The organism is Achromobacter marplatensis (assembly GCF_002209535.1).
Taxonomy (GTDB): domain Bacteria; phylum Pseudomonadota; class Gammaproteobacteria; order Burkholderiales; family Burkholderiaceae_B; genus Achromobacter; species Achromobacter marplatensis.
The window spans coordinates 88540-111596 of the sequence record NZ_NJIG01000018.1; the positions used below are offsets into that span (position 1 = coordinate 88540).

Here is a 23057-nt window from a genome sequence, read left to right on the forward strand (position 1 = left end):
TTTTAGCGTTACCCAGGTCATGGAATCCGTCGAACGAATCAATTTGCTGGGGCTGGATGGCTCCGCCCTGTCCGAACTTGTCGGGCAGTGGGGCGGCAAGCCTTTTCGCGCCCGTCAGCTGCAACGCTGGATGCACCAGCGTGGCGCCGATTCGTTCGACGCCATGACCGATCTGGCCCGCGAATTCCGCGGCCAGCTCGCATCGCATTGCCGCATCGAGGCCTTGCCCGTCAATATCGAGCAACGCTCGACCGACGGCACGCGCAAGTGGCTGTTCGATGTGGGCCAGGGCAATGCCATCGAAACCGTCTTCATCCCCGAAGACGATCGCGGCACCCTCTGCATTTCCAGCCAAGCCGGCTGTGTGGTGAACTGCCGCTTCTGCTCGACCGGGCATCAGGGCTTCAACCGCAACCTGAAAACCAGCGAAATCATCGGCCAGCTGTGGTGGGCCAAGCGCGTGCTGGAAGCCGACATCGGCACCGCCCGCCTTGAAAGCGCCAAGGCCACCGAAGATACGCGCGTCATCAGCAATGTGGTCATGATGGGCATGGGCGAACCCCTGCTCAACTACGACCAGGTCCTGCCGGCGCTGCGCCTGATGCTGGACGACAACGCCTATGGCTTGTCGCGCCGCCGCGTCACGGTATCCACCTCGGGCGTCGTCCCCATGATGGACCGCCTGTCGCAGGACTGTCCGGTGGCACTCGCCGTCTCGCTGCATGCGCCCAACGATGCGCTGCGCGATGAGCTGGTGCCGCTGAACAAGAAGTACCCGCTGAAAGAGTTGCTGGCGGCCTGCGAACGCTATCTGGCGTTTGCCCCGCGCGACTTCATCACGTTTGAATATTGCATGCTGGACGGCATCAACGATACCGACCAGCACGCCAAGGAACTGATCCAAATTGCACGCCAGCTGCGCTGCAAGCTCAATCTGATTCCGTTCAACCCCTTCCCCGAGTCGGGCCTGAAACGTTCCAACTCGGCGCGCGTCAAGGTGTTCGCGCAGCGCCTGATGGACGCAGGCATCATCACGACCGTGCGCAAGACCCGGGGCGACGACATCGATGCAGCTTGTGGTCAACTGGCCGGAGAAGTGCGGGATCGCACTCGGATTACCGAGCGCAATGCCGCACAGCGCCAGACCATACCAATTAAACAGGTGCATGCATGACGCAGGATTTCGCTTCTGCAGTTTCTGAAACGCCCGCAAGCGCTGCGGGCAACGTGGGCTCGGCATTGCGCACGCTGCGCCAGTCCAAAGGCTGGTCGCTCGACGAAGTGTCCAGCCGCATCAAGTTTTCCACGAAGCAGATCGAAGCCCTTGAAAACGAAGCGTGGGCGGACCTGCCCACGGGCGTTTCCCTGCGCGGCCTGGTCCGCAACTACGCGCGCCTGCTGGGCGCCGATTCGCAAGCCATCGTCGATTCGCTGGACCCCAAGGCCCGCGTCACCGGTCCGGTGAAGCTGAGCCCGGGCGCCCTGCATTCGGCGCATTCCATCCCCCAGTCCAGCGCCGATGACGACCGTTCGTCTTCGACCTCCTGGGGATGGCTCATCGCCATCGTGCTGGTGCTGGCCGCCGGCGTGGCGTATGCCTTCTGGCAAGGCTGGTTGCCGCAGCAATGGCTGCCGTTCGACTGGCTGCAGAAGCCGACCAAGTAACCCGGTTCCACCGATGCAAGATTCCTCTTTGCCTTGCCAGGATGCGCCGCCTCCCGCCGTGGGGGCCGCGATGCGCCGCGCCACGCGTTCGGTGGCAGTGAAGTGGGGCGATCGCGTTGTGATGGTGGGCGGCGACGCCCCGGTCGTGGTGCAGTCCATGACCAACACCGACACCGCCGACGCCATCGCCACGGCGATCCAGGTCAAAGAGCTGGCGCTGGCCGGCTCTGAACTGGTGCGGATCACGGTGAATACGCCCGAGGCGGCCCGCGAAGTGGTCGCCATCCGCGAACAGCTCGACCGCATGGGCGTGAATGTGCCGCTGGTGGGTGACTTTCACTACAACGGCCACAAGCTGCTGACGCAGTTTCCCGAGTGCGCGCAGGCGCTGTCCAAATACCGGATCAACCCCGGCAACATGGGCGGCGGCAAGCGGCGCGACGACAATTTCGCGCAGATGATCGAAGTGGCCTGCCGCTACGACAAGCCCGTGCGCATCGGCGTGAACTGGGGCAGCCTGGACCACGAACTGATGGCGCGCAAGATGGACGAAAACAGCCGCCGCGCGCAGCCCTGGGAGGCCCAGGCTGTGATGCGCGATGCGCTGGTCGTGTCTGCTATCACCAACGCGCAACGCGCCGAAGAGCTCGGCCTGCGGCGCGACGCCATCATCCTGTCGTGCAAGGTCAGCCATGTCCAGGACCTGATCGCCGTTTACCGCGACCTGTCCGCCCGTTGCGACTACCCCCTGCACCTGGGGCTGACCGAGGCCGGCATGGGTAGCAAGGGCATCGTGGCGTCCACCGCCGCGCTGGCCGTGCTGCTGCAGCAGGGCATCGGCGACACCATCCGCATTTCGCTCACGCCGGAACCTGGCGGCGATCGCAGCCGCGAAGCCGTCGTGGCGCAGGAAATCCTGCAGACGATGGGCCTGCGCGCATTCACGCCGATGGTCGTGGCATGCCCCGGCTGCGGCCGCACCAGCAGCACGTTCTTCCAGGAATTGGCTGATAGCATCCAGTCCTATCTGCGCCGTCAGATGCCGGTCTGGAAGGCGCAGTATCCGGGCGTCGAAAGCATGAACGTCGCGGTCATGGGCTGTGTGGTCAATGGGCCGGGCGAAAGCCGTCATGCCGATATCGGAATCAGTCTGCCGGGGACGGGTGAAGTGCCCGCGGCGCCGGTATTCGTGGACGGGGAACGCACGGTCACGCTCAAAGGCGACCATATCGCCGAAGAGTTCCAGGCCATCGTCGAAGACTACGTGGCGCGTCGTTACGGCGCGCTCGCCTCTCATTAAAAGAAAGGGTGTTGCCGCGGACGCGCCGGCAGGCGCGTGATGCGGCATGATCAAGATGACTCAAGCTTTCCAGAAAGTGGCCGCCATACGCGGCATGAATGACGTGTTGCCCGGGCCGAGCGCCCGCTGGGAACAGTTCGAGGAAATCGTGCGCGGCTGGCTGCGCGGCTATGGCTATCGCAACGTGCGTACGCCCGTGCTTGAGCATACGCGCCTGTTCACGCGCGGCATCGGCGAAGTCACCGACATCGTCGAAAAAGAGATGTACACGTTCACCGACGCATTGAACGGCGAATCGCTGACGATGCGTCCCGAGATGACGGCCGGCATCGTGCGCGCCTCGATCGAGCACAACATGCTCTACGACCGCCCGCAACGCGTCTACTCGATCGGCCCCGTCTTCCGCCACGAGCGCCCGCAGCGCGGCCGCTACCGCCAGTTCCATCAGATCGACGTCGAGGCCCTGGGCTTTGCCGGCCCTGACGTGGACGCCGAACTGATCGTCATGCTGGCCCGTCTGTGGAAGCTGCTGGGCCTGAAGGATGTGCGCCTGGAGCTGAACTCCCTGGGTCAGCCCGCCGAGCGCGCCGCGCACCGCGCCGCCTTGATCGAGCACCTGGAAAAGCACCGCGACATCCTGGACGAAGACGGCCAACGCCGCCTGTACACCAACCCACTGCGCGTGTTGGACACCAAGAATCCCGCCATGCAGGAAATGGCCAACAGCGCGCCGCGCCTGTTCGACTTCCTGGGCGAAGAGTCCCGCGCACACTTCGATGGCGTGTGCCAGCGCCTGACCGACGCGGGCATCGAATACAGCCTGAACCCGCGCCTGGTGCGCGGTCTTGACTACTACAACCTGACGGTTTTCGAGTGGGTCACCGACCGCCTGGGCTCCCAGGGCACGGTCTGCGGCGGCGGCCGCTACGACGGCCTGGTTGAACTGCTGGGCGGCAAGCACGCGCCCGCGGTTGGCTTCGCAATCGGCATGGAACGTCTGCTGGACCTCTGGGAGCAGAGCGTGCAGCTGGAGGCGCCGGCGGAATGCGAAGTGTACGTCGTGCATCAGGGCGAAGAAGCCCAGCGCCTGGCAGCCCGGGTCGGTGAAGACCTGCGCGACGCCGGTCTGTCAGTCGTCGTGCATGCCGGTTCGGCCGGTTTCAAGTCGCAATTCAAGCGCGCGGATGCCAGCGGCGCCAAGGTTGCGGTTATTCTTGGCGCCGATGAAGTTGCGTCGCAGACCGCCAGCGTCAAATATTTGCGTGCGGACGCCCAGGGCGACGCGGCTCAGCAGCAGGTCCCGCTGAAGGATCTGGCTGCGGTACTGAACAACAAGGGTTAAGGCATGGCATACGATCTCGAAGAACAGGAAAAACTGGACGCAATCAAGGCGTGGTGGGCCCGTTACGGGACGCTGGTTGTCACGCTGTTTGCCGTCGTTGCGCTGTCCTGGGGCGGTTGGTGGGGCTGGAAGGCCTACGAATCGCACCGTGCCAATCAGGCCATGGGCTACTTCGAAGCGCTGGAAGACGCGGCCCGCCTGGGTGGCGCCGATTCCGCCGTGCGCATCAAGACCGCTGCCGCCACGCTGCGCGACCAATACCCGGCCACCGGCTACGCCGCCCGCGGCGCGCTGGTTGCGGCGCAGGCCCTGCAGGCTCAGAAGGACGAGGCCGGTGCCCGTGAACAGCTGGAATGGCTGGCCGCGCAAGGCAAGAACCCGGCCATGCAAGCCGTGGCGCGCCTGCGCCTGGCCGGCATGCTGCTGGATCAGAAGCAATACGACCCGGCGCTTGCACAACTGAACAATCCGCCGGCCGCCTTTGCCGCCTTGTTCGCAGACCGCCGTGGCGATATCCTCGCTGCGCAAGGCAAGCGCGATGAAGCGCGTGCGGCATGGCAAAGCGCCATTGATGGCCTGGGCACGGCGAATCCGATGACCCAGGTTGTGCAACTGAAATTGGATGCCTTGAGCGGAGCGTGACTGTAATGCGTAAATTTGCACCTGGTCGTACGTGGCGTGGCGCCGTTTGCCTGGCAAGCTTGCTTGCGCTGGGCGGATGCGGCTTGTTTTCGCACGATGACGGCCGTTACGATCCCGCACCGCTGACCGAGTACAAGGCCGGCATGTCCGTGCACCAGGTCTGGTCGACGTCGATCGGCAGCGGTTCCGGCCTGGGCTTCGCGCCCACGGTCCTGGGCAGCGCCGTCTACGCCGCCACGCCGGATGGCTCGGTGGGCAAGTTCGACCTTCAAAGCGGCCGTCCCCTGTGGAAGGCCAAGACCGACGGCAAACTGTCGGCCGGCGCCGGCAGCGACGGCACCACCACCGCGGTTGCGTCGCCCGACGGCGATGTGATTGCCTTCGACGACAGCGGCAAGGTGAAGTGGAAGGTCCGCGCCACCAGCGATGTCACGATTCCGCCGGTGGTGGGTTATGGCATCGTGGTGGTCCGCAGCGGCGACTACCGCATCCAGGCGTTCGACGCCAACAGCGGCGAGCGCGTCTGGAACGTGCAGCGCCCGGGTCCCTCGCTGGCATTGCGCAGCGTGTCGCAGATGGTGCTGGCCGAAGGTCTCGTCATCACCGGCCTGCCCGGCGGCAAGCTGATGGCAATCGCCTCCGACAGCGGCAACGTGCAATGGGAAGGCACCGTGGCGACGCCCAAGGGCGCCAGCGACCTCGAGCGCCTGACCGACGTCGTCGGCGCCCCGCGCATCGCGGGTAATCTCCTTTGCGCGGTCGCCTATCAAGGGCGTATCGTCTGCTTTGACGTCACGGCAGGCGGCCGTCCGTTGTGGGCCAAGGACTTCTCCAGCGTCAGCGGCGTCTCGCTGGACGAGCGCTTCGCTTACGCGGCGGACCAGAACAGCGTCGTCAGCGCGTTTGCGCTGGATAATGGCGGCAATGTCTGGAAGCAGGCAGCGCTGAAGAACCGCCAGGTGACTGCACCGGCTATGCTGGGTGGTGCGCTTGCAGTTGGCGACCTGGAAGGCTATCTGCACTTCCTGTCGCGTAGTGATGGCAGCCTGATGGCGCGGCTGTCCGTGGGTGGTGGCGCCGTCGTTTCGCCGCCGCAAACCACCCCCCAAGGTGTGCTGGTCCAGACGGGCAATGGCAATCTCGTCATGATCGGCGCCAACTAAAACCTATAGAACAAAGCCTTACACCGTGTCTTTCAAGCCTGTCGTTGCCCTGGTCGGTCGCCCCAATGTGGGGAAGTCGACCCTTTTCAACCGCCTGACGCGATCGCGCGCCGCGTTGGTGGCCGATTTTTCCGGCCTGACCCGCGATCGCCACTACGGTGAGGGCAGGGTAGGCGAGATCCCGTTCATCGCTATCGATACCGGCGGTTTCGAGCCGGTCGCCAAAGACGGCATCCTGCTGGAGATGGCGCGCCAGACCCGGCAGGCCATCGCCGAGGCGGACGTGGTGGTGTTCCTGGTCGATGCCCGCGCCGGCATCAATGCGCACGACCACGAAATCGCGCAGTTGCTGCGCAAGTCCGGCCAGCAGCGCGTGCTGTTGGCGGTGAACAAGGCGGAAGGCATGGGCCTGGGCCCGGCCATCTCCGAGTTCCACGAGCTTGGATTGGGCCAGCCCTATCCGATTTCGGCGGCGCACGGCGACGGTATCGTCGACCTGATCGAACTGGCGCTGAAAGACCTGGCCGAGCCGCCTGTCGAAGAAGAAGTCTTCGAAGAAGGCGATCACGATCACCGCATCAAGCTGGCGATCGTGGGCCGTCCGAACGTCGGCAAATCGACCCTCATCAATACCTTGATGGGCGAAGAGCGCGTGATCGCGTTCGACTTGCCGGGCACCACGCGCGACGCCATCGAGATCGATTTCGACCGTGACGGCCGCCGCTACACGCTGATCGACACGGCTGGCCTGCGCAAGCGCGGCAAGGTGTTCGAGGCCGTTGAAAAATTCTCAGTCATCAAGACGCTGCAGGCCATCGAGGCCAGCAACGTCGTGCTGCTGATGCTGGATGCGCACACCGAGATTTCCGAGCAGGATGCCCACATCGCGGGCTTCGTGCTGGAAACCGGCCGCGCCGTCGTGGTGGCCATCAACAAGTGGGATGGCCTGGACGGCGAGGAAAAGGAACGCATCGAACGCGAATTCCAGCGCAAGCTGCGTTTCCTGTCGTTCGCGCGCATGCACACCATTTCCGCGTTGCGCGGGCAGGGCATCAAGCCGCTCTTGAAGTCCATCAATTCCGCGCATGCCGCCGCGTTCGCCAAGCTGTCCACACCCAAGCTGACGCGTGAACTGCAGGCCGCCATCGAGCAGCAGCAGCCGCCCCGCAAGGGCATCTTCCGTCCCAAGATGCGCTATGCGCACCAGGGCGGTCAGAACCCGCCGCTGGTCGTCATCCACGGCAATGCGCTGGACGCCATCCCGGATTCGTATCGCCGCTATCTGGAAACGCGTTTCCGCAATGCGTTCGATCTGGCCGGTACGCCTTTGCGCATCGAATTCAAGTCTTCGCACAACCCCTACGCGCAGGAAAGCTGATCCATGAGCCGTTTCTGGAGTCCCGTGGTCGGGACGCTCAGTCCGTATGTCCCGGGCGAGCAGCCCAAGCTTCAGAACCTGATCAAGCTGAATACCAACGAGCATCCTTACGGGCCGTCGCCCAAGGTGCTCGATGCCATTCGCGCAGCCTGCGACGACACGCTCAAGCTGTACCCGGACCCGTCGTCAGACCGCCTTCGCCAGGCGATCGCGTCGACGGTGGGCGTGCTGCCGGGCCAGGTGTTCGTGGGCAACGGCTCCGACGAGGTGCTTGCGCACGTGTTCCTGGCGTTGCTCCAGCACGAGCGTCCGCTGCGCTTTCCGGACATCACCTACAGTTTCTACCCGGTCTACTGCGGCCTGTACGGTATCGAATACGAAACCGTGCCGCTGACGGCGGATTTCCGCATTGACGTGGAAGACTACCTGCCGGGTGCCCGCGGGCAGGCCGGCGCCATCATTTTCCCGAACCCCAATGCCCCCACGGGCCGCGCACTCAGCCTGGCCGAGGTCGAGCGCATCGTCGCGGGCAACCCCGACGCCGTCGTCGTAGTCGACGAGGCCTATGTGGATTTCGGCGGCGAATCGGCCGTGGGCCTGGTCGCGCGCTATGACAACTTGCTGGTCGTGCAGACCTTGTCCAAGTCGCGTTCGCTGGCCGGGCTGCGCGTAGGCTTCGCCGTGGGCAGCGCCGAGCTCATCGACGGGCTCGATCGCGTAAAGAACAGTTTCAACTCCTACCCCATTGATCGCCTGGCATCGGCCGGCGCAGTGGCGGCATTGGAAGATACAGAGTACTTTGAGAAGACTCGCCAAGCCGTGATCGAAACCCGGTCGCGGATGACGGCGGGCCTGGAGTCGCTGGGTTTTGAAGTGCTGCCGTCGGCTGCGAATTTCGTGTTCGCGCGGCACCCCTCCAAAGACGCTTCGGGTCTGGCCGCCGCCTTGCGCGAGCGCAGCATCATCGTGCGCCATTTCCGTCATGCGCGCATCGATCAGTTTCTCCGCATTACCGTGGGCACGGACGAGCAGGTAGACCTGCTTCTGAAGGGGCTCGCGGAGGTCCTGCAAGCGTGATCGTCAGGGGCTTTTCAGCTTGAAAACTCTGGTGTCACTTTTGCCTCCTGGCCAAGTAGCACGGGCCGGGAAAACCCTGTAGAGTACGTATTTCGGTGTGCTCCACCAGTACAAAAAAGCACATCATCACTCAATAACAAACAAATGGAGCCTGGCCAATGAGCAATAAAGGGCAAACTCTGCAAGATCCGTTCCTGAACACGCTGCGCAAGGATCATGTGCCCGTGTCGATTTACTTGGTGAACGGTATCAAGCTTCAAGGGCAAATCGAATCTTTTGACCAGTACGTGGTGCTGTTGCGCAATACGGTTACGCAAATGGTCTACAAGCATGCCATTTCCACCGTTGTTCCCGCCCGCGCCGTGAATTTCCAGGTGGAAGTCCCTGCTGAGTAATCTCGCTCCAGCTGTACCTTTTTTTGCCCGCCAGACGGATGACGTCGGCGGGCATTTTCGCTTTGGCTCCAATATGGTGCATGTATGCGCGCTCTGATTATCAGCGTGGATCTGGGTGACCCGGATTTCACGGCCCATGCCGAGGAATTTGCGATGCTGGCCAAGGGCGCGGGCGCGGAAGTCGTCGGCACCTTGACTGCCCGGCGCGACCGGCCCGACGCCAAATTCTTCATCGGCTCCGGCAAGGCGGACGAGGGCGTCGCGATGTCGCAGGCGCTTCTCGCCGACATCGTTCTGTTCGATCAGCCCTTGTCGCCCGCCCAGCAACGCAACCTTGAACGCGTCTTCAACTTGCGCGTGGTGGACCGCGTCGCCCTCATCCTGGACATCTTCGCGTTGCGCGCAAAGAGCCACGAAGGCAAGCTGCAGGTCGAGCTGGCGCAGTTGCAGCATCTGTCCACTCGCCTGACGCGCATGTGGAGCCACTTGGAACGTCAGCGCGGCGGTATCGGGATGCGCGGCCCCGGCGAATCCCAGCTTGAAATGGATCGCCGCATGATCGGCGCCAAGGTCAAGACGCTGCGCGAGCGGCTGGATCGCGTTGAACGCCAGCGGGTGACCCAGCGCCGCGCGCGGGCCCGAGGCGGCGCGCTCTCCGTGTCACTCGTGGGTTACACCAACGCGGGCAAGTCGACATTGTTCAATGCGCTGACGCGCGCGGACACTTATGCGGCGGACCAGCTGTTCGCCACCCTGGACACGACCACACGGCGCATCTGGATCGAGGGCGCCGGGAACGTTGTGATATCGGATACGGTCGGATTCATCCGCGACCTGCCTCATGACCTGATCGCCGCATTTCGCGCGACGCTGGAAGAGACGGTGCACGCGGATCTATTGCTGCACGTAGTCGACGCGGCCAGTCCGCAGCGCGACGAGCAGATTTTCGAAGTCAACAAGGTCCTCGCTGAAATCGGCGCCTCCGCCGTTCCGACCATTCTGGTATACAACAAGATTGACCGGGCTGGATTGGAACCCCGGGTGGAGCGCGATGCACATGGTACGATTGCGCGAGTATTTGTAAGCGCCACCGAGCGCGCCGGTCTGGATGCGTTGCGCGGGGCAATTGCGGAGACCGGACAGATTGTGGGAAACAATGCCGCGAATTATCAAACTCTTCAATCTGAATGACCCCGGTTGGGGTCGTGGGAACAACAATGGCTCCGAGCCGCCGCCGAAGCGGCCTCAAGGCAATGGAGACGGCCCTCCCGACCTGGACGAGGTCTGGCGCGATTTCAATAATCGCATCGGATCCCTGTTCGGTCGCAAGGGCGGTGGCGGTGGCAACAACCGCCCCGGCAACCGTGGCGGCATGACGCCGCCTTCACCGCGTGGTGCGCGCATCGGCCTGGGCGTCATTGCCCTGGTGGCCGTGGGCATCTGGGCGGCTAGCGGCTTCTACATCGTGCAAGAAGGCCAAGTCGCGGTTGTGACCCAGTTCGGCAAATACAAGAGCACGTCGCAGGCCGGTTTCCAGTGGCGCCTGCCGTATCCCATTCAAAGCCAGGAAATCGTCAACGTGTCGCAATTGCGCACGTTCGAAGTCGGTTTCCGCGGCGGTTCGCGCAACAAGGTGCTGCCTGAATCGCTGATGCTCACGACGGACGAGAACATCGTCGATATGCAGTTCGTCGTCCAGTATCGCCTGCGCGCCGATGGTGCGCCGGACTACCTCTTCATGACGCGCGACCCGGACGAATCCGTCCGCCAGGCCTCTGAAACGGCCATGCGCGAAGTCGTGGGCAAGCAGTCGATGGACTTCGTGCTGTACGAAGGTCGTACGATGGTTGCCACGCAAGTGCAGGCGCTGATGCAGCAGATCCTGGACCGCTACCAAAGCGGCGTCCAGGTCAGCACGGTCGCCATCCAGAACGTGCAGCCGCCCGAGCAGGTGCAAGCCGCCTTCGACGACGCCGTCAAGGCTGGTCAGGACCGCGAGCGCCAGATCAACGAAGGCCAGGCTTACGCCAACCAGGTCGTGCCGCTGGCCAGTGGCCAGGCTTCGCGCATGACCGAGCAGGCCGAAGGCTACAAGGCCAAGGTCGTTGGCGACGCCCAGGGTAATACCTCGCGCTTCACCAGCATCCTGGGTGAATACGAAAAGTCGCCGCAGGTCATGCGCCAGCGTATGTACCTGGAAAGCATGCAGGACATCTTCACTCGCGCCAGCAAGGTCATGGTCGACACCAAGAGCAACAACAACATGTTGTACCTGCCCTTGGACAAGATCATGCATCTGGCCGCCCAGGATGGCAGCAAGTCCAGTGTCGGCAACCCGGGTTCGCCTGCGTTGATCAGTCCGCCGGTCCAGCCGCCGTTGCGTAGCGGCGCGGTCCCGGTGCCCCAGTCTTCCGGCAGCAGCAATAGCAACACGCTGCCCCGCGACCGTACGTCGCGCTAACCCGGAGGAGTCCTGATCATGCAACGTTTTATGCCCATCCTGGTCGGCCTGCTCATCGTGCTGGCCGCCCTGTCTTCCTGCGTCTTCGTCGTGCGCGAGCGCGACTACGCCCTGGTGTTCTCGCTGGGTGAAGTGCGCAAGACCATCAGTGAACCCGGCCTGTATTTCAAGGCCCCGCCGCCGTTCCAGAACGTCGTCACGCTCGACAAGCGCATCCTGACCATCGAAACCAACGAAGCCGAACGCATCCAGACTTCCGAAAAGAAGAACCTGCTGATCGATTCCTACGTCAAGTGGCGTATTGCGGATCCCCGCCAATACTACGTCTCGACGGGCGGCAACGAGCGCGTGGCGCAAGAGCGCCTGCAAGCGCTCATCCGCGACGCGCTGAACGCATCGGTCAACGTGCGCACGGTGCGCGACGTGGTCTCGACCGAACGCGACAAGATCATGGCCGAGATCCTGACCAACGTGGCCAAGCGCGCCGAGCCCCTGGGCGTGCAGATCGTCGACGTGCGTCTGCGCCGTATCGAATTCGCGCCGGAAATTTCGGAATCGGTGTACCGCCGCATGGAAGCGGAGCGTACGCGCGTCGCCAACGAGCTGCGTTCCATCGGCGCCGCCGAAGGCGAGAAGATCCGCGCCGAGGCCGACCGCCAACGTGAAGTCATTGTGGCTCAGGCGTATGCCAAGGCCCAGGGCATCATGGGTGAGGGCGATGCCGCCGCGGCATCGATCTACGCGCAGGCCTACGGCAAGAACCCGCAGTTCTACACGTACTACAAGAGCCTGGAAGCCTACCGCGCTTCGTTCTCGAAGCCGGGCGACGTGCTGGTGGTCGACCCCAGTTCCAGCTTCTTCCAGTTCATGAAGGACCCGGCCGGCGCAGCTCTGGCGCCGGTTACCGTGCCGGCCAAGTAAGGCGGCGCGCATCGCGGAACGAAAAGCCCCTTGGAAATCCAAGGGGCTTTTTACTGGTGCGAAGTGCAGCGGTTCCAGGTGCGCCGGCAATTGGGGGACAGCTCTGTCCACCCGTAATCCCGGCTGGCGCTGCCCGCTGACTCATGTACAATACCGCGTAAGCTAGAAAACATTCCGCAGCGGCTGAGCGGGCTTACGCCCCCTCAGCCGCTTTTTCGTTTGGGCGACGCCCACGCATCACTTGGCGTTCATCAGGTAAACATTCATGGGTAACTGGTTGCTGCCCGAGAGCCTTGCCGACGTACTTCCGGCAGAGGCCCGGCGCATCGAGGAACTGCGCCGCGAACTTCTCGATTTGTACCGTACTTACGGCTTCGAGCTGGTCGCGCCGCCCCTGGTCGAATACATTGATTCATTGCTGTCCGGCACCGGTAGCGATCTGGATCTGCGCACGTGCAAGCTGGTCGACCAGCTGACCGGCCGCACGCTGGGCGTGCGGGCGGACATGACTCCTCAGGTCACGCGCATTGATGCGCACTTGTTGAACCGCGCCGGCGTGACCCGCCTGTGCTATTGCGGCAGCGTGTTGCACGCCCGTCCGGCGGACCTGCTGTCCAGCCGCGAGCTGTTGCAGATCGGTGCCGAGATCTACGGCCATGCCGGTTTTGAAGCCGATCTGGAAATCATCCAGCTCGTGCTGGAAACGGTAGCGATCGCCGGGGTGCGCAACCCCCGTCTGGACTTGTGCCATTCGGGCGTGGTTCGCGCCATCCTGGAATCGGACCCGGCGGCCGTGGCGGTATCGCAGGAAATCATCCGCTTGCTGCGCGAGAAAGACGTGCCGGGCCTGGGTGAATTGGCCCAGCGCGCGCCGGGCATGCGGGATGAAACGCTGAAGGCGTTGCAGTTGCTGCCGAATCTGTACGGCGGCCCGGAAGTACTGAAGGCGGCGCGTCGCGATCTGCCGCTGCTGCCGGGTGTCGCCGTGGCGCTGGATGCCTTGCAGGTGGTGGTGGATGCGATGCCGAACGTCGCATTCAGCGTCGACTTGGCCGATGTGGGGGGCTATGGCTACCACTCCGGCGTGAAGTTCGCGCTGTATGCGGAAGGCTGGCATGACGCACTGGTCAGCGGTGGCCGCTATGACGACGTCAGCCGGGCATTCGGCCGCGCGCGTCCGGCTACCGGTTTCAGTCTGGATTTACGCAAACTGGCGGCAGGTCTGCCGCCAGCGGAACGGGCGCGTGCAGTTCGCGCGCCTTGGGGGCAGGCCCCCGCTCTGACCGAGGCGGTTCGCCGTCTGCGCCGGTCAGGGGAGATTGTCGTTCAGGTATTGCCCGGTCACGAGCAGGATCAGGACGAATTCGTTTGCGATCGCGAGCTGGCGCTGCAAGATGGCGCCTGGACGGTCAGAACGCTGTGACTAACTCCCTCTTGGAAACAAGAGGGCCGCGGGGAGATTTCCGGATTTCCCGAGAAACTCGATATTGATTCGTAACATGAGCAAGAACGTAGTCGTAATCGGCACCCAATGGGGTGACGAGGGCAAAGGCAAGATCGTCGATTGGCTGGCGGAATCCGTCCAAGGCGTGGTCCGCTTCCAGGGCGGTCACAATGCCGGCCATACGCTGTGGATCAATGGCAAGAAGACGATTCTTCGCCTGATCCCGTCCGGCATCATGCATCCCGGCGTCACCTGCTTTATCGGCAACGGCGTCGTGCTGTCCCCGGAAGCCCTGCTCAAGGAAATCGAAGAGCTGGAGGCTGCTGGCCTGGATGTGCGCTCGCGCCTGCAGATTTCCGAAATCTGCCCGCTGATCCTGCCGTACCACGTGGCCATCGACAAGGCGCGCGAAGCGCGCAAGGGCGAAGGCAAGATCGGCACGACCGGTCGTGGCATCGGCCCGGCATACGAGGACAAGGTTGCCCGCCGCGCATTGCGCGTGCAAGACCTGTTCAATCCTTCGCTGTTCGACGAGAAGCTCGCCGAAGTGCTGGATTACCACAACTTCGTGCTGACCAAGTATCTGGGCGCCGAAGCGGTTTCCGCCGACGAAGTGCGTGATCAGGCCATGGCACTGGCTCCCGCCATCGCGCCGATGGTCAAGGATGTGTCCAGCAACCTGTATGCCATGCAGCAGGAAGGCAAGCGCATTCTGTTCGAAGGCGCGCAAGGCGCGTTGCTGGATGTGGACCACGGCACCTATCCCTTCGTCACCAGCAGCAATTGCGTGGCTGGCGCGGCGTCGGCTGGCGCCGGTGTGGGCCCGCAGCAGTTGGATTACGTCCTGGGCATCACCAAGGCTTACACGACCCGCGTCGGTTCGGGCCCGTTCCCGACCGAACTGGTCGACGAGATCGGTACCCGCCTGGCCACCATCGGCAAGGAATTTGGTTCGGTCACCGGCCGTCCGCGTCGTTGCGGCTGGTTCGACGGCGCCGCGCTGAAGCGCTCGGTCCGTCTGAACGGCATTTCCGGTCTGTGCATCACCAAGCTGGATGTGCTGGACGGCCTGGAAACTATCCAGTTGGGCGTCGGCTACCGTGTCAACGGTGAATTCCGCGACGTTCTGCCTTACGGCGCCCACGCGGTCGCTCAGGCGCAGCCGGTGCTGGAAGAGTTGCCGGGCTGGTCGGAATCGACCGTCGGCATCACCGAGTACGACAAGCTGCCCGAAGCCGCCCGTCGCTACCTCGAGCGCGTTGCCGAAGTCTGCGGCGTGCCGATCGACCTCGTGTCGACCGGTCCTGACCGCAATGAAACCATTGTCCTGCGTCACCCCCTGAAGGGCTGACATCGGGTTAATATTCCAAAGGCCGCCGCCGGTCTCATACCGGCGGCGGCCTTTTCGTATCTTTAAGCAGGAGATGCTTGCCTATGAGCACGCCGACCAATGATGACAGCCATCTGTGGGTGACGTGGGACGATTACAACCGCTTGATCGAACGCCTTACCTTGCAGGTGCATCAATCGGGATGGAAGTTCGACAAGATTCTTTGTCTGGCGCGCGGCGGTATGCGCGTCGGTGACGTAATGTCCCGTATTTTCGATGTGCCGCTGGGTATCCTGGCCACGAGCAGCTACCGCGAAGCCGCCGGCACGAAGCAAGGCGACATGGATATCGCCCAGTTCATCACCATTACGCGCGGCACGTTGTCCGGGCGTGTGTTGTTGGTGGACGACATGGTTGATACCGGCAAAACCTTCAGCAAGGTCTATGACCATCTGAAGAGCCAGTTCGCGGACATCACCGAACTGCGCAGTGCCGTGCTGTGGTGGAAGGGGCATTCCCAGGCAACGCCCGACTATTATGTCGAGAAGCTGCCGACGAACCCCTGGATTCACCAGCCGTTCGAAGATTACGACAGCCTGCGTCCGCACCAGCTCGAAGCCTGGATCCGCAAGGGTTCCAAGAGCTGAGCCCGGATGGGGTTAGGGGAGGGGTGCCTGGCGCTCTCTGGGTGCCAAGTGTCCCTCCTAGTAGTCAAAATGGTCGTGACCATGCTAGAATCGCTGGTTATCGCTAAACCGAACTTGGCTTGTTACTCTTTGGGTAGTCTTTGGGTAACGGAAACAGCCAGCGGAAATCCGGGAAATGGAAGGCAAGGCCGCGTGCAGCATCTGCAGCGCGCAGCGCATGTGTCCTAGTCCCGGGTTGCGCTCCAAGGTTCCTCGTTTCCGCGGTACTTTCCTTTGTGTTGTGGTTGCGTGCCTGGTGTACCAGTGCATGCCTATAGCGCGAGGGGATGTTTTCGCGGACCTGGATCCTAGGCAGCGTTGCTGGTAAGCAAGCCAGGTTTGTCATCAACTTTTGTTACCCTACAAGCAGGCCAATCACTTTATGCCTATCGTTCGACTGAAGGAAAACGAACCGTTTGAAGCCGCTCTGCGCCGCTTCAAGCGCACCATCGAAAAGACCGGTTTGCTCACCGAGCTGCGTTCGCGCGAGTTCTATGAGAAGCCCACGGCAGAGCGCAAGCGCAAGCACGCCGCCGCTGTGAAGCGCCACTACAAGCGCATCCGTAGCCAACAACTGCCCCCGCGCCTGTATTGATTTTTGATTCCCGAATCTATTGATTCCAGAATCATTCATCCAGGATCTACTCGCCCGAGTCGACGTTGTCGACGTAGTCGGGCGATACGTGCAGTTGCGAAAGGGTGGGGCCAACTTGCTTGGCCTGTGCCCCTTTCATAACGAAAAAAGTCCGTCGTTCACTGTCAGCCCCACCAAGCAGTTCTACCACTGCTTCGGCTGTGGAGCACATGGCAGCGCCATCACTTTCCTGATGGAACATACGGGTACCAGTTTCCCCGAAGCCGTGCGCACGCTCGCGGCTTCGGCGGGAATGACGGTCCCCGAAGAAAATCGCAGTCCACGCCAGCAGCAGGAATCCGCGCGCCGCAAAGCCGAGGAATCCCGTCATACGCAGGTGCTGGATGCCGCTCAGGCGCATTATCTGAAGCAGTTGCGCGCGTCGCCCGCGGCGATCCGCTATCTGAAGCAGCGCGGCCTGACTGGTGAAATCGCGGCACATTTCGGTTTGGGGTGGTCGGGTACTGACCGCCACGGCCTGTCGCAAGTTTTTCCCAATTACGACGACCCCACGCTAGTGGAGTCCGGGCTGGTCATCGAATCCGAAGACGGCCGTCGCTACGACCGTTTCCGTGAGCGCGTCATGTTTCCGATCCGCAATGTGCGGGGCAGTCTCATTGGCTTCGGCGGACGCATCATCGGCAAAGGCGAGCCCAAGTACCTGAATTCCCCCGAAACGCCCCTGTTCTCGAAGGGCCATGAGCTCTACGGGTTGTGGGAGGCGCGCCAGTCCATCCGCCAGGAAGGGCAGGTGATTGTGGTCGAAGGCTACATGGACGTCGTCGGCCTGGCGCAGCAAGGCATCGCCAACGCGGTCGCCACGCTGGGTACGGCCACGACGCCCGACCACGTGAAGAAGCTGCTGCGCACGAGCGACAAGGTGATCTTCAGTTTCGACGGCGACGGCGCCGGCCGGCGTGCCGCCTGGCGGGCGTTGCAGGCTTGCCTGCCCGTGCTGCGCGACGATATCGCCATTCGATTCCTGTTCCTGCCGTCCGAGCATGATCCGGACTCGTATGTGCGCGAGTTGGGCGCCGAAGCGTTCCGCGCCTGTCTGGCCGATGCGGTGGCGCTGTCGCGCTTCCTACTGGACGAGCTGGCGTCGCGGCATAACATGAACGAGGCCGAAGGGCGCGCCAGTTGCCTGCATGAAGCCAAGCCGCTGTTGGCGTCGATTCCCGAGTGTGCGCTGCGCGTGCAGATCGAGCGGGAAATGGCCAAGCTGGTGCAGCTGACCCCTGAAGAAATGGCGCAGATCCTGGCGCAACAGCCAGCCAAGCCGTTCGCGCCGGCCGCGGCACCCAAGCCGGCGGCAGGCGAGTCGTCGGGGGCAGCCGGGCCGGATCATGACGGCGGTCACCCCGATATGGGCTATGACTTCGCCGGGCATGATTTTCACGATATTCCCGCCGAAGAGCCGGATTACGCCGACTACGGTCATTTTCCGTCGCAAGGCGGTGGCGAATACACGGGCGGCGGCGGTGGTGGTCAGCGCGCCGGCGGCAAGCAAGAATGGAAGGGCAAGGGCGACTGGAAAAGCAAGGGTGACTGGAAACCGGGCAAAGGCAACTGGAAAGGGCGTCGCGATAACGACGTCGGAGGCTTCGAAGGCCGCCGGACCATGCCGTCGTTGGCCAAGCGCTTGCTTGGGTTGCTGCTCGCGCATCCTGAATTGGTGGACTCCATGGGAGACCAGCAGCTTGAAGTCATCGACCATGGCCCCCATCTAGGATTGGTAAGGGACTTGATCATGCTGGCGCAATCCAGCGGCGCGCGCCATGTGGGCGCATTGCTGGAAGCTGCCGAGCCTGATTCCGACCTGGCCACGGTATTGAAGGGCTTGCGGGCGGATATCCTGTCCCAGGAAGACCTGCCTGACCCCCAGACCGAGTGGGATGATGCTCTGCGGCGTATCGAATTCGACTCAGCCAAGCTGGAAATGGCCAAGTTGGCGGCTGCAGGCTTGTCCACGGATGACGCGCGCAAACGCTATCTGGAGCTCTCAAGCCGCATGGCGACGCTGAAAGGTGCCGGGATACGCTAAATGCGCTAAAATCAAAGGTTGTCCGTTTGCCGAGGGCCTTTTATCTTGGCTGCTACGCGGCGGACAGATGGTGGCGGACAGATAGTCAGGCCGAAGCAGATGTCCCATTGATGCGTTTTCAGTTGATTGCAGCTTAATTCTTGCTGAATGTGCTGCTAGTCCTAGCGCGGAAGTGGGGTAGGCAGTGGGTAGACGATGGATCGCGGAATCTATTGCCGCTGGCCGAATCTAACCCAGTAGTGCAGTTTGAAGATGAGTAGTGTGATTTGACCCGCAGAAATTATCAGGCTGGCGCGTCAAATTTGTTACATAGTTAATTAATATAGCTGATAGCTGAGCGGTGAATCAGGCAGTTCAGCGGCGAGTCGTTTCGCGTAGCGTTAGTGGTCTGGGTGCTGTGTCTACATAAGCTGCTAGGGGCAACGTCCCCATAAGCAAGCAAAGCCTATTTATAGGCAGACAGCCCCCCCAACGCCCGAAATCCGCCGCGGAATGAGGTCATGCACGTCAAGCGCCCAACGGTATTGCACCGCGATGGCGACAAGCGGGCTCGCAAGAGCTGGCGCTGCGAACAACGCAGCCGCGTGACTTCTGCCGATTCACCAGTTTTACCCGTATTTGCGCCGCGCTGGGCCACCGTCCAGGGCGGCTCTATGCGGTGCAACATGCCCAAACGGGTTGCGACGACCACGGAAGCGACTATGACCAAATCCACCGGCAAATCCTCCTCTGCAATTGATGCGGCTGAATTCAAGGCCCCTGCGGCCAAGCGCGCCGTAAGCATGGCGGCGGAAAAAGCGCCCGCCAAAACGGCGGTGAAGGTCGCCAAGCCCGCTGCCAAAACGGCTGCCAAGAAGGCAACTAAGACGGCTGCGGCTGACAAGCCCGAAAAAGTGACGAAGGCTCGCGCTAAGAAGGCTGAAGACAAGCTCGCCGACTTGGTGGGGGGCAGCGCACGTCCGGCAGTGCCCAGCGGTCGCCGCCCGGGCCGCCCCGCGAAGAATGCGAACAACGATTCCGACGGTTTCGACGACACGATGGACGGCGAAGGCGAAGTCCTGCCCGATCTGAAGCCGCCCAAGCGTGGTGGCAAGCGCGGCAAGGCGGATCCCAAGGATCTGATCGCCCGCGGCCCCGTGACCCCGGAAGAATACGAAGCGCGCCGCAACCGCCTGAAGCAGCTGATCAAGCTGGGCAAGGACCGCGGCTACCTGACGTACGGTGAAATCAACGACCATCTGCCTGACGACCTGGTCGACGCCGAAGCCATCGACGGCATCATCAGCACGTTCAGCGACATGGGTATCGCGGTCTATGACCAGGCCCCGGACGCCGAAACGCTGCTGATGAGCGAAAACGCGCCGGTTGCGTCCAACGACGATGACGTCGAAGACGAAGCCGAAGCCGCGCTGACCACGGTGGACTCCGATTTCGGCCGCACCACCGACCCCGTGCGTATGTACATGCGCGAAATGGGTTCGGTCGAGCTGCTGACCCGCGAAGGCGAAATCGAGATCGCCAAGCGTATCGAAGACGGCCTGAAGCACATGGTCATGGCCATTTCGGCCTGCCCGACCACGATCAACGAGATCCTTGCCCACATCCTGCGCGTTCGCGAAGGCCAGGCGCAGATCGACGAAGTCGTTGACGGCCTGGTTGATCCGGAAGACGGCGAAGAATACGCCGGCGCCGGCGTCACCGCTGACGAAGACGAAAGCGATGACGGCCCCGCGGGCGGCATGTCCAGCAAGCAGCTGGAAGACCTGCGCGTGAAGGCATTGGCCAAGTTCGACGAGGTCAATAAGCAGTTCGACAAGATGCGCCTGTCGTACGAGAAGGACGGCTATAAGTCGGACGTCTACGTGCGTGCCCAGGAGTCCATCCAGAACGAACTGATGGGCATCCGCTTCACGGCCAAGATGGTCGAAAAGCTGGCTGACACCCTGCGCAACCAGGTTGAAGAAGTGCGTCAGCTTGAGCGCGCCGTCCTGCACACGTGTGTGGACCGTGCCGGCATGCCGCGCACGCACTTCATCAAGGTCTTCCCGGGCAACGAAACCAACCTGCAGTGGGTGGTGGAAGAAGTCGCCGCCGGCCATCCGTACGCCGAGACGCTGGAGCGCCAGATTCCCGCTGTGCAGGAACTGCAGCAAAAGTTGATCGACCTGCAAACGCGCGTCGTGCTGCCGCTGAAGGACCTGAAAGACGTCAACAAGCGCATGGCCACCGGCGAAGCCAAGGCCCGCAAGGCCAAGCGCGAAATGACGGAGGCCAACCTGCGTCTGGTGATCTCGATTGCCAAGAAGTACACGAACCGTGGCCTGCAGTTCCTGGATCTGATCCAGGAAGGCAACATCGGCTTGATGAAGGCCGTGGACAAGTTCGAATACCGCCGCGGCTACAAGTTCTCGACGTACGCCACGTGGTGGATCCGTCAGGCCATCACGCGTTCGATCGCCGACCAAGCGCGCACCATCCGTATCCCGGTTCACATGATCGAAACGATCAACAAGATGAACCGGATCAGCCGTCAGATCCTGCAGGAAACCGGCGCCGAGCCGGATCCCGCGACCCTGGCGCAGAAGATGGACATGCCGGAAGACAAGATCCGCAAGATCCTGAAGATCGCGAAGGAACCGATCTCCATGGAAACGCCGATTGGTGACGACGATGACTCGCACCTGGGCGATTTCATCGAAGACACGTCCACCTTGGCGCCTTCCGATGCGGCATTGCACGGCTCCATGCGTGATGTGGTCAAGGAAGTGCTAGACTCTCTCACCCCGCGTGAAGCCAAGGTTCTGCGTATGCGTTTCGGCATCGAAATGAGCACCGACCAGACCCTGGAAGAAGTGGGCAAGCAATTCGACGTCACGCGTGAGCGCATTCGCCAAATAGAGGCTAAAGCGCTGCGCAAGCTGCGTCACCCCAGCCGGGCCGATAAGCTGAAGAGCTTCCTGGAAGGGCAGTAATCGTTTCCTGGGCCTCTAGCTCATGCCTGGTTAGAGCAGCGGACTCATAATCCGTTGGTGCCGAGTTCGACTCTCGGGGGGCCTACCAATAGATATGCGGGTCTTGGAGCAATCCAAGGCCCGCTTTCTTTTCCGCAATCGGTACGCTTTTCCGCAATTCCGATTACCGAGTGGGCGCGGCTTTGTCGCCCTTGCGTCGCCTGACGTACTTCTCGGTGGTCGTAACCGAGCCATGCCCGAGCTGCTTTTGGGCCTGCCGAATATCCCCGGCCGACTCGGTCTTGTCGGTACCCGCTTTGGCGCGTAGGTCCCGGAATTGGAAGGCGGCTTTGGGCACGCCCGCCGTCTCCCTGGCCTTGTCGAACCGGTCGCGCAGGGCGCCAGCGGTCAACGGCAGACCGGATTCGTTCACCACCAAGTAGATGCTGACCACCTTGTTCTCAGCCCGGTAGCGCGCCTTCCTGGCCTTGATCCGGTCGATCACCTGGGCCAGTTCCCCGGTGATTTCGATGCGCAGCTTTTGCGCCGTCTTGCCCTGGCGGACGTGTAGGAACCCGTCGCGCATGTCCGTTTCTAGAAAGCGCAGCGTGTCTGCCGGCCGTTGGCCCGCCAGGTAGGCGAGGTCCATGGCGTCCTGCAGCGGCTCGTCAGCGGCCGCATGCACGCGCCCATAGGTGTCGTCCTCGACGTAGGTGTCGCGGCCGCGTTCCTTGTTCTTGCGCACGCCCTGCGCCGGGTTCGGCGCGTCGGTCAGGCCGATCTCTCGGGCGTAGTTGAAAATGGCGCTGAACAAGGCGATTTCGCGGTTGGCGCGCACGTGGCCGGCGTCGGGCGGTACCGGGCGGCCCTTCTCGCGGAACCAGTCCGCTGACTTCGCCATGCGCCAGCGAATGTAGCGCGTCACGTGCACGGGCTTGATCTGCTCCATATGCACGGGCGGCTTGTCGAAGATTTCGCACAGAAAGTCCAGCTCGATCTGGTTGCCTTCCTGCGTGCGTGGTGCCTTGGTCGGGACGATGTCGGCGAAGTACCGGTTGGCGGCCTGGCGGAACGTGACCTGCGCCGCCGTCCCTACGGACTGCTGCGTGAGCTGGGCCCAGCGGCGCATCGCCTCGACAAAGTCGGATCCGAGAGATTCTTCCTTGCGCGGCTTCCCGCCCAAGTCGAAGTAGTAGTAGGTCTTGGCGCCGCGGTGGCGCGCGCGCATGCCGGGCGGCAGGCGGTTACGGCTAGGCTTGCGCCCCATGGTCATGCTCTCCAGGCGTCAGGCGTCCATTCGGTGTTTGCCGGCTCGGCGGCGCGAGCGGGGCGGCCCTCCACCGCGCTGCGCGCGACTATAGCCCGGCCCGCCCGGTTGACGTGCGCCGGGTAGCCGTGGTCCAGCAGCCATTCGACCTGCAGGACGGGGTAGGGCTTGTCCTTCGTGCCGCGGCGGATGCCGGTCATGTCGGCCACTTCCGCCGGGCTCAGGAACGTTTCGGCTTCCATTACTGCTCCTTGTTGTCGGTGGTGGCGCGGCGCAAGGCTCGAAGGATGAGCCGCGTCAGCCGCTTGTGGACGCGCATCAGGCGTTCGTCGCTGCTCCAGTGAAAGCCGGGGTAGT

The 23057-nt window shown here is 62.7% G+C and carries 20 protein-coding genes and 1 tRNA gene; 19 read left to right on the plus strand and 2 right to left on the minus strand.

Features of this window, described 5'->3' with window-relative positions:
- Window positions 1-19 precede the first annotated feature (19 nt).
- From rlmN to CEY09_RS27050, 19 genes are all read left to right on the plus strand, one after another.
- Window positions 20-1174, plus strand: coding sequence for a dual-specificity RNA methyltransferase RlmN (rlmN, locus tag CEY09_RS26960; RefSeq protein WP_006223996.1), 1155 nt, complete (start codon window positions 20-22; stop codon window positions 1172-1174).
- A complete protein-coding gene (locus tag CEY09_RS26965) occupies window positions 1171-1665 on the plus strand; it encodes a helix-turn-helix domain-containing protein (protein ID WP_088590960.1) in 495 nt (164 codons plus the stop codon). Before rlmN ends, CEY09_RS26965 begins: the two co-directional genes overlap by 4 nt.
- Before the next feature lie 13 nt (window positions 1666-1678).
- Window positions 1679-2965: a flavodoxin-dependent (E)-4-hydroxy-3-methylbut-2-enyl-diphosphate synthase gene (ispG, locus tag CEY09_RS26970; RefSeq protein WP_006223994.1), complete on the plus strand. Its 1287-nt coding sequence runs from the start codon at window positions 1679-1681 to the stop codon at window positions 2963-2965.
- Window positions 2966-3020: 55 nt separating this feature from the next.
- A complete protein-coding gene (gene hisS, locus CEY09_RS26975; RefSeq protein ID WP_088590971.1) occupies window positions 3021-4307 on the plus strand; it encodes a histidine--tRNA ligase in 1287 nt (428 codons plus the stop codon).
- A 3-nt stretch (window positions 4308-4310) separates the two neighbouring features.
- Window positions 4311-4949 (plus strand): YfgM family protein, encoded by a 639-nt coding sequence (locus CEY09_RS26980; RefSeq protein WP_006223992.1) that lies wholly within the window; start codon window positions 4311-4313, stop codon window positions 4947-4949.
- 5 nt (window positions 4950-4954) lie between these two features.
- Entirely contained in the window at window positions 4955-6112 is a 1158-nt protein-coding gene (gene bamB / locus CEY09_RS26985; RefSeq protein ID WP_035212870.1) for an outer membrane protein assembly factor BamB, read from the plus strand.
- A gap of 25 nt (window positions 6113-6137) precedes the next feature.
- A complete protein-coding gene (der, locus tag CEY09_RS26990; protein ID WP_006223990.1) occupies window positions 6138-7490 on the plus strand; it encodes a ribosome biogenesis GTPase Der in 1353 nt (450 codons plus the stop codon).
- Between the two features lie 3 nt (window positions 7491-7493).
- Window positions 7494-8567, plus strand: a complete 1074-nt coding sequence (gene hisC, locus CEY09_RS26995; protein ID WP_088590961.1) for a histidinol-phosphate transaminase — start codon at window positions 7494-7496, stop codon at window positions 8565-8567.
- 158 nt (window positions 8568-8725) lie between these two features.
- Window positions 8726-8962: an RNA chaperone Hfq gene (hfq, locus tag CEY09_RS27000; protein ID WP_006218585.1), complete on the plus strand. Its 237-nt coding sequence runs from the start codon at window positions 8726-8728 to the stop codon at window positions 8960-8962.
- Between the two features lie 84 nt (window positions 8963-9046).
- Window positions 9047-10153 carry a GTPase HflX gene (hflX, locus tag CEY09_RS27005; protein WP_088590962.1) on the plus strand — a complete coding sequence of 369 codons (1107 nt, stop codon included), beginning with the start codon at window positions 9047-9049 and terminating at the stop codon, window positions 10151-10153.
- Window positions 10119-11423: an FtsH protease activity modulator HflK gene (gene hflK / locus CEY09_RS27010; protein WP_006223987.1), complete on the plus strand. Its 1305-nt coding sequence runs from the start codon at window positions 10119-10121 to the stop codon at window positions 11421-11423. The genes hflX and hflK overlap by 35 nt, the downstream gene beginning before the upstream one ends.
- Window positions 11424-11441: 18 nt before the next feature.
- Window positions 11442-12344 (plus strand): protease modulator HflC, encoded by a 903-nt coding sequence (gene hflC, locus CEY09_RS27015; RefSeq protein ID WP_006223986.1) that lies wholly within the window; start codon window positions 11442-11444, stop codon window positions 12342-12344.
- Window positions 12345-12609: 265 nt separating this feature from the next.
- Complete coding sequence (locus CEY09_RS27020; RefSeq protein WP_088590963.1) at window positions 12610-13767, plus strand: ATP phosphoribosyltransferase regulatory subunit; 1158 nt, start codon at window positions 12610-12612, stop codon at window positions 13765-13767.
- Between the two features lie 76 nt (window positions 13768-13843).
- The gene (locus tag CEY09_RS27025) at window positions 13844-15139 is read left to right on the plus strand and encodes an adenylosuccinate synthase (protein ID WP_006223984.1); all 1296 of its coding nucleotides are present in this window, start codon (window positions 13844-13846) and stop codon (window positions 15137-15139) included.
- A gap of 83 nt (window positions 15140-15222) precedes the next feature.
- Complete coding sequence (locus CEY09_RS27030) at window positions 15223-15765, plus strand: phosphoribosyltransferase (protein ID WP_006223983.1); 543 nt, start codon at window positions 15223-15225, stop codon at window positions 15763-15765.
- A gap of 421 nt (window positions 15766-16186) precedes the next feature.
- Window positions 16187-16399, plus strand: a complete 213-nt coding sequence (rpsU, locus tag CEY09_RS27035; protein WP_006218592.1) for a 30S ribosomal protein S21 — start codon at window positions 16187-16189, stop codon at window positions 16397-16399.
- A gap of 19 nt (window positions 16400-16418) precedes the next feature.
- Window positions 16419-18482: a DNA primase gene (dnaG, locus tag CEY09_RS27040; RefSeq protein WP_088590964.1), complete on the plus strand. Its 2064-nt coding sequence runs from the start codon at window positions 16419-16421 to the stop codon at window positions 18480-18482.
- Window positions 18483-19183: 701 nt separating this feature from the next.
- A complete protein-coding gene (gene rpoD, locus CEY09_RS27045) occupies window positions 19184-21454 on the plus strand; it encodes an RNA polymerase sigma factor RpoD (protein WP_088590965.1) in 2271 nt (756 codons plus the stop codon).
- 9 nt (window positions 21455-21463) lie between these two features.
- A tRNA-Ile gene (locus CEY09_RS27050) sits at window positions 21464-21542 on the plus strand.
- Between the two features lie 75 nt (window positions 21543-21617).
- On the opposite strand, the gene CEY09_RS27055 is transcribed toward CEY09_RS27050, so the two are convergent.
- The gene (locus CEY09_RS27055; RefSeq protein WP_088590966.1) at window positions 21618-22700 is read right to left on the minus strand and encodes a tyrosine-type recombinase/integrase; all 1083 of its coding nucleotides are present in this window, start codon (window positions 22698-22700) and stop codon (window positions 21618-21620) included.
- Window positions 22701-22702: 2 nt separating this feature from the next.
- Window positions 22703-22942 carry a DUF4224 domain-containing protein gene (locus CEY09_RS27060; protein ID WP_088590967.1) on the minus strand — a complete coding sequence of 80 codons (240 nt, stop codon included), beginning with the start codon at window positions 22940-22942 and terminating at the stop codon, window positions 22703-22705.
- Between the last annotated feature and the right edge of the window lie 115 nt (window positions 22943-23057).